Annotated in this window: 4 protein-coding genes; all 4 read left to right on the top strand. The window is 49.0% G+C overall.

All coding sequences use genetic code 11. From position 1 onward, the window contains the following. Positions 1 to 162: 162 nt before the first annotated feature. The 4 genes from ACESLU_RS11285 (at position 163) to ACESLU_RS11270 (ending at position 5238) form a co-directional block, all read left to right on the top strand. Positions 163 to 1524 (top strand): NAD-dependent succinate-semialdehyde dehydrogenase, encoded by a 1362-nt coding sequence (locus ACESLU_RS11285; RefSeq protein WP_372638752.1) that lies wholly within the window; start codon positions 163 to 165, stop codon positions 1522 to 1524. A gap of 547 nt (positions 1525 to 2071) precedes the next feature. Further along, complete coding sequence (locus ACESLU_RS11280) at positions 2072 to 2893, top strand: hypothetical protein (protein ID WP_372638751.1); 822 nt, start codon at positions 2072 to 2074, stop codon at positions 2891 to 2893. Positions 2894 to 3275: 382 nt separating this feature from the next. Then, entirely contained in the window at positions 3276 to 4340 is a 1065-nt protein-coding gene (locus tag ACESLU_RS11275; RefSeq protein ID WP_372638750.1) for a PA0069 family radical SAM protein, read from the top strand. Between the two features lie 319 nt (positions 4341 to 4659). Beyond that, complete coding sequence (locus ACESLU_RS11270; protein ID WP_372638749.1) at positions 4660 to 5238, top strand: thioredoxin family protein; 579 nt, start codon at positions 4660 to 4662, stop codon at positions 5236 to 5238. Positions 5239 to 5281: the final 43 nt, after the last annotated feature.

Below are 5281 nucleotides of genomic sequence, written 5' to 3'. Positions count from 1 at the left end.
AGGCATTTCGTCATTTGGAGTGGATTCGGACAACGAGTTGTATATCTGCGCCTTTGATGGCAATATTTACCGTCTGGCAGAAGAATAAATAGGCAGGGAATGTAACGCTTTTGTTTTAGGTTATGATACCTCAACTGAACCTCCAAAGTAAAGAGACGCGTTATGGAATCTGTAAATCCCGCTACGGGTGAAGTCGTAGCCACCTACAAAGAGATGAACAGCCAGGAGCTTGATACGATCGTTCAAGAGGCGGATGAGGCGCAATCCCATTGGGGCAGGCGCAGCTTTGAGGAGCGTGCCGCGCTGCTTCGAAAAGTGGCGGACCTGTTGGAAACAAACAAAGAAACGTATGCCGGGCTTATGGCGCGTGAAATGGGGAAACCACTTCCGCAGGGCAAGTCAGAAAGTGAGAAATGCGCCTGGGTCTGCCGCTATTACGCCGATCACGCCGAACAGTTTCTCGAAGATGAAATGATCGAGTCGGATGCCGGCAAAAGCTATATTACCTATAACCCGCTGGGCACGGTGCTGGCGATTATGCCCTGGAACTTCCCGTTCTGGCAGCTTTTCCGGTTTGCCGCTCCGGCCCTGATGGCGGGCAATGCTGCTGTCTTAAAGCACGCCTCCAACGTCACCGGTTGCGCCATCGCCATTGAAGAGCTCATGCATGAAGCGGGCATTCCGAAACCCCTGTTCCGAACGCTGGTTGCAGGCAGTGACCGGGTGGAGGGAGTCATCTCCAGTGAACATATCGCGGCCGTCACGCTAACCGGGAGCACCCGGGCCGGCAAAGCCGTGGCATCGACGGCGGGAAGCCTGGTAAAAAAAACCGTATTGGAGCTGGGCGGCAGTGATCCCTACCTTATACTGGCTGACGCCGATATCGAACAAGCGGCCGAGACCTGCGTTACTTCCCGGCTAATCAACGGGGGACAAAGTTGTATTGCCGCGAAGCGGTTTATTGTCGTGAAGGATAACTACGATCTTTTTATAGAGAATATGGTCGACCGGATGAAGGAAAAACGCCTGGGTGATCCTTTTGAGGAAAACGTTGATATCGGGCCCATGGCGCGCGAGGATTTGCGGGATGAACTCCACGAGCAGGTTCAGCAAAGTGTCGATGCCGGCGCTGAGTGTATTTTGGGAGGCAAAATCCCCGATCGCAAAGGGACCTATTATTCCTCGACAATATTGACGAACGTAACGAAAGGTATGCCGGCCTATGAAGAAGAGCTTTTTGGTCCGGTTGCTTCGGTCATCCGGGTAAAAGATGAGCAGGAAGCCATCCGGGTTGCCAACGATTCCGATTTTGGGCTCGGGGCCGCCGTCTTTTCCAGGGATGCAGACCACGCTGAACGGATTGCCGCCGAAGAATTGGAAGCCGGCTGTTGCTTCGTCAATGCATTTGTAAAATCCGATCCCCGACTGCCGTTCGGGGGGATAAAGCAGTCCGGTTACGGCCGGGAACTATCCCACCTCGGCATCAGGGAGTTTGTAAACATCAAGACGGTCTACCGGGCATAAAAGGTTACTAAAAACTCTTTTTAACAGGTACTTAATAGGAGTATGCCGGACGTAGCAAAGTCTACTGCGAGTCCATCGGATTTGCCCATATTCCGAGCTCTTTTTCGTTAAATAGACCCACTCTAAATAGACCCACTCTAAATAGACCCACTCTTCGCCTCAAAAGATCCCAAAATCTGACTCAACCCGCCTGGCTATCATCACGATCCTCCAACCCGCATTTCTCACAAAATAATTTTGTGAAGCCTCCAAGCCATTGATGTATAGTATATTTCATTTATGTTAGAGTCTTGTCACAAATGACACTCTGTCGTACGCTGCGAAATTTTCCCGTATGCTGCGTTGTCCCAAAAATGGTGTACTCAACGTACTCAGGTACGCTTCCGCCACCATTTTCGCGACGCCTTGCAGGCAACCAGATTTCTTGGTGAGAAACGCGGGCTGAGTTCGATACTTAATGGAAATTTTTTTGAGCTGTTTTATCGGGTGAGTACGTATTACCTAATAGAACAACCTTTTAAATAAATCCTAAAGTTGAGGAGATGTTATGAAAAAAATAAGCTATGCAGTATTAATGGCCATCCTGTTTGTTGGCTTCACAGGATGCGGAGACGACAGCAGCAGTACCGGACCGGATGTCGAGGAAAATCCTCCCCAGATACCGGATTTAACAGAAGTAGCCCAGCCCGATGTATCTTACTTTGAAGAGAATAACCCGCAGGGACAGAAGGAAAAGGAAAGTCAAATTTTGGATGACCATTATTCCAACTATACCAACGCACGTTTCAAAGCTATTTTCGGGACGTTTTTTACTTCTTTCGGGCAGCTTTATATGGGATTTTTAAATCCTGCATACGACGAATCCCCTGATTTTAATGACGGACAATGGGTGTGGACGTATGATCACTCGGTTGAAGGCGAAAGCATCTCTATGCAGTTTACGGCCGAGGACGTAGGCTCTTCCGTCAGTTGGGCCATGTTTGTCGCCTATGATGACGGCCAGGGCGGCGGCTATAATTATAAAGTGATGGAAGGGACGACCAGCGACGACGGCTCGCAGGGCAGCTGGACGTTCAATGCCTATGAAGAAGATGGTACCACGGAAAAGCCTGCTGCTAAAACCGAATGGGATGTGACCAGTGAGACGGAAAGGACGATCAATACTGATCTTTACAATGACGATGGTTCTGTGGATACCGCTTTTGACTATGAGCAAAATGGGGCAGAGCACACGATGGTATTTACGGATGCCGGAAATTCTGATACCGATACCGTATTCTGGGATACTGATACAAAAACCGGATATGTAATAGAAGATGGCGAAAAAATGTGCTGGGACGATGCCTTCCAGAATATAGCCTGTGAATAAGTATGATCATGTTTGATTTTAAGAGGCATTAACATTTTGACGAGAGAGGTTTGGCCCCGGGCGTGACGTTCGGGGCCATTTTTATTTTAAAGGCGTGTTGGGGATAAAAATCCCCTCCACTGCCTACTGCCCGTACCTCCTTGCTCCCTTTCATTTCTGGTGAATCGGAGAAAGGTCCACTCGTGGACCGGCTTTGAAACCGGTGAATGAACGCTGTTATCATTACAGTCTGAGCGGATTCATTCGACGAAAGGAGGGAGAATAACAGCCAAACATTAAATATGGAGCAACATTGATGGCCAGGGGATGACACGATGTTGTCACTGTTTTTGTTATCCTGTTAGCATGACGAAAAGAATAATAAAGATAATAGGCGTACAGCATGCCGAAGGATAGTCAAAAACCCCCCCTGCGTGGCCGGGGCGCTTCCGACAACCCGGCCAACCGGTTCGAGGATGCGTATCTCGATTATGATCTGGATGAGGAGACCGGCCAGAAACCCGCTCAGAAAACCAGGCTTATCCGCGACAATACCAAAGATATTCTATCCAAAAACGACAGTCCCGATATCCCGTTTACCTATGGACTGAACCCGTACCGAGGGTGCGAGCATGGCTGTATTTATTGCTATGCGCGTCCCACTCACGAGTACCTGGGGTTTTCGGCGGGACTCGATTTTGAGTCGCGCATCATGGTCAAGTATGATGCGGCGGAAAAACTGCGGGCCCGGTTTGCTTCCAAAAGCTGGAAGCCTGAGCCTGTTATCATGAGCGGCGTTACCGATCCCTATCAGCCGGTGGAGCGGGAGCTTGAAATCACCCGCAGCTGTCTCGGGGTTTTTGCCGAAGCACGGAATCCGGTCAGCATCATTACCAAGAACTACCTGGTAACGCGCGATATGGACCTGCTCGGCGAACTTGCAGAATATAATGCCGCCCATGTAACGCTTTCCGTCACCACCCTCGACCGGGATTTGGCCCGGATCATGGAACCGCGGACCTCCCAGCCGTATCGCCGACTGAAGGCTATCGAGAAACTCGCCGGCGCGGGGATTTCGGTGGGGGTAAATGTCGCCCCCATCATACCGGGATTGACCGATCATGAGTGTGCGGATATCTTGAAAGCTGCAAAAGAGGCGGGCGCTTCGCATGCCGGCTACACCATCGTGCGGCTCCCCTACGGCGTAAAAGACCTGTTTCAGGAGTGGCTGGAGCATCATTTCCCGGACAGAAAGGAAAAAGTGCTTAATCGTATCAGGGATATGAAGGGAGGGAAGCTGAATAAAAGTGAATTCGGTGATCGCTTCAGGGGAGAAGGGGCTTTTTCGGATCAAATTAGGGAGATGTTTGCTATACAGACAAAAAAACTGGGACTTAACAGGAAATGGAATCCGCTGTCGTCCAAATACTTCAGGCGGCCGGAACAGGGGCAGCTGCATTTGTTTTGAGATGTGGCGGCCTGTTGTCCTTAAAGCAAGTTGTAAGAACAGCTTGGACCATACCATGGTACGATGGATGGAAACGCTTAAAAAAAAGGTCTAACATTTCCCCTCTTTTTGCGTATAGGAACTTACATAGCCCGGCCCAATATCTATGGTACTGTTTTATTAGCTTTCTAAACATAAATTACCGCTAAAAAACATATAGATATTGGGCTTTTTTATTCACATCTCTCACAGCATTTTATATATTCAGGCCACTGCACGGTTAAACTTTTTGTATCTTTGAGTTAACAGAATAAAAACAGCTAATAAATATTATTGTATTATGTCTGACACCCCATCCACCATGTTGGAACTTGGTACCCAAGCTCCCCAATTTAGATTATTTGATACCATAAACAACCAGCTCGTTTCGCTGAAAGATTTTGACAACGCCAAGGGATTACTGGTTGTATTTATCTGTAATCACTGTCCATTCGTCCAGCATATCCTGGATGAATTTGTTATCACCGTACGGGACCTGCAGCAAAAGGGCATAGGGGTTGTTGCTATCAGCTCGAATGATGTAGAGAATTACCCGGATGACAGTCCCGTTAAGATGGCAGCCCTGGCCCGCGAGAAACAATTTTCATTTCCCTATCTGTACGACGGCACCCAGGAAGTGGCCAAGGCATACCGTGCAGCCTGCACGCCTGATTTTTTCCTGTTTGATGAGAATGACAAGCTGGTGTACAGGGGACAGTTCGACGACAGTCGCCCCGGTAATGACAAGCCCGTAACAGGAAAAGATATACGCGAAGCGGTCGACCTGCTGTTTGATGAAGAGATAAAAGAAGAACAAAAGCCAAGTATGGGCTGCAACATCAAGTGGAAGGCCGGCAATGAACCGGATTATTTTGGATAGGGGGACCATGTCCGAAGACGCCGAGCAGGAAAAAGTTGAAAAG

This window comes from Fodinibius sp., from assembly GCF_041642155.1.
Lineage (GTDB): Bacteria > Bacteroidota > Rhodothermia > Balneolales > Balneolaceae > Fodinibius.
Note: the sequence above shows the minus strand (reverse complement) of the source record. Positions and strands in the feature narration are given on the sequence as shown.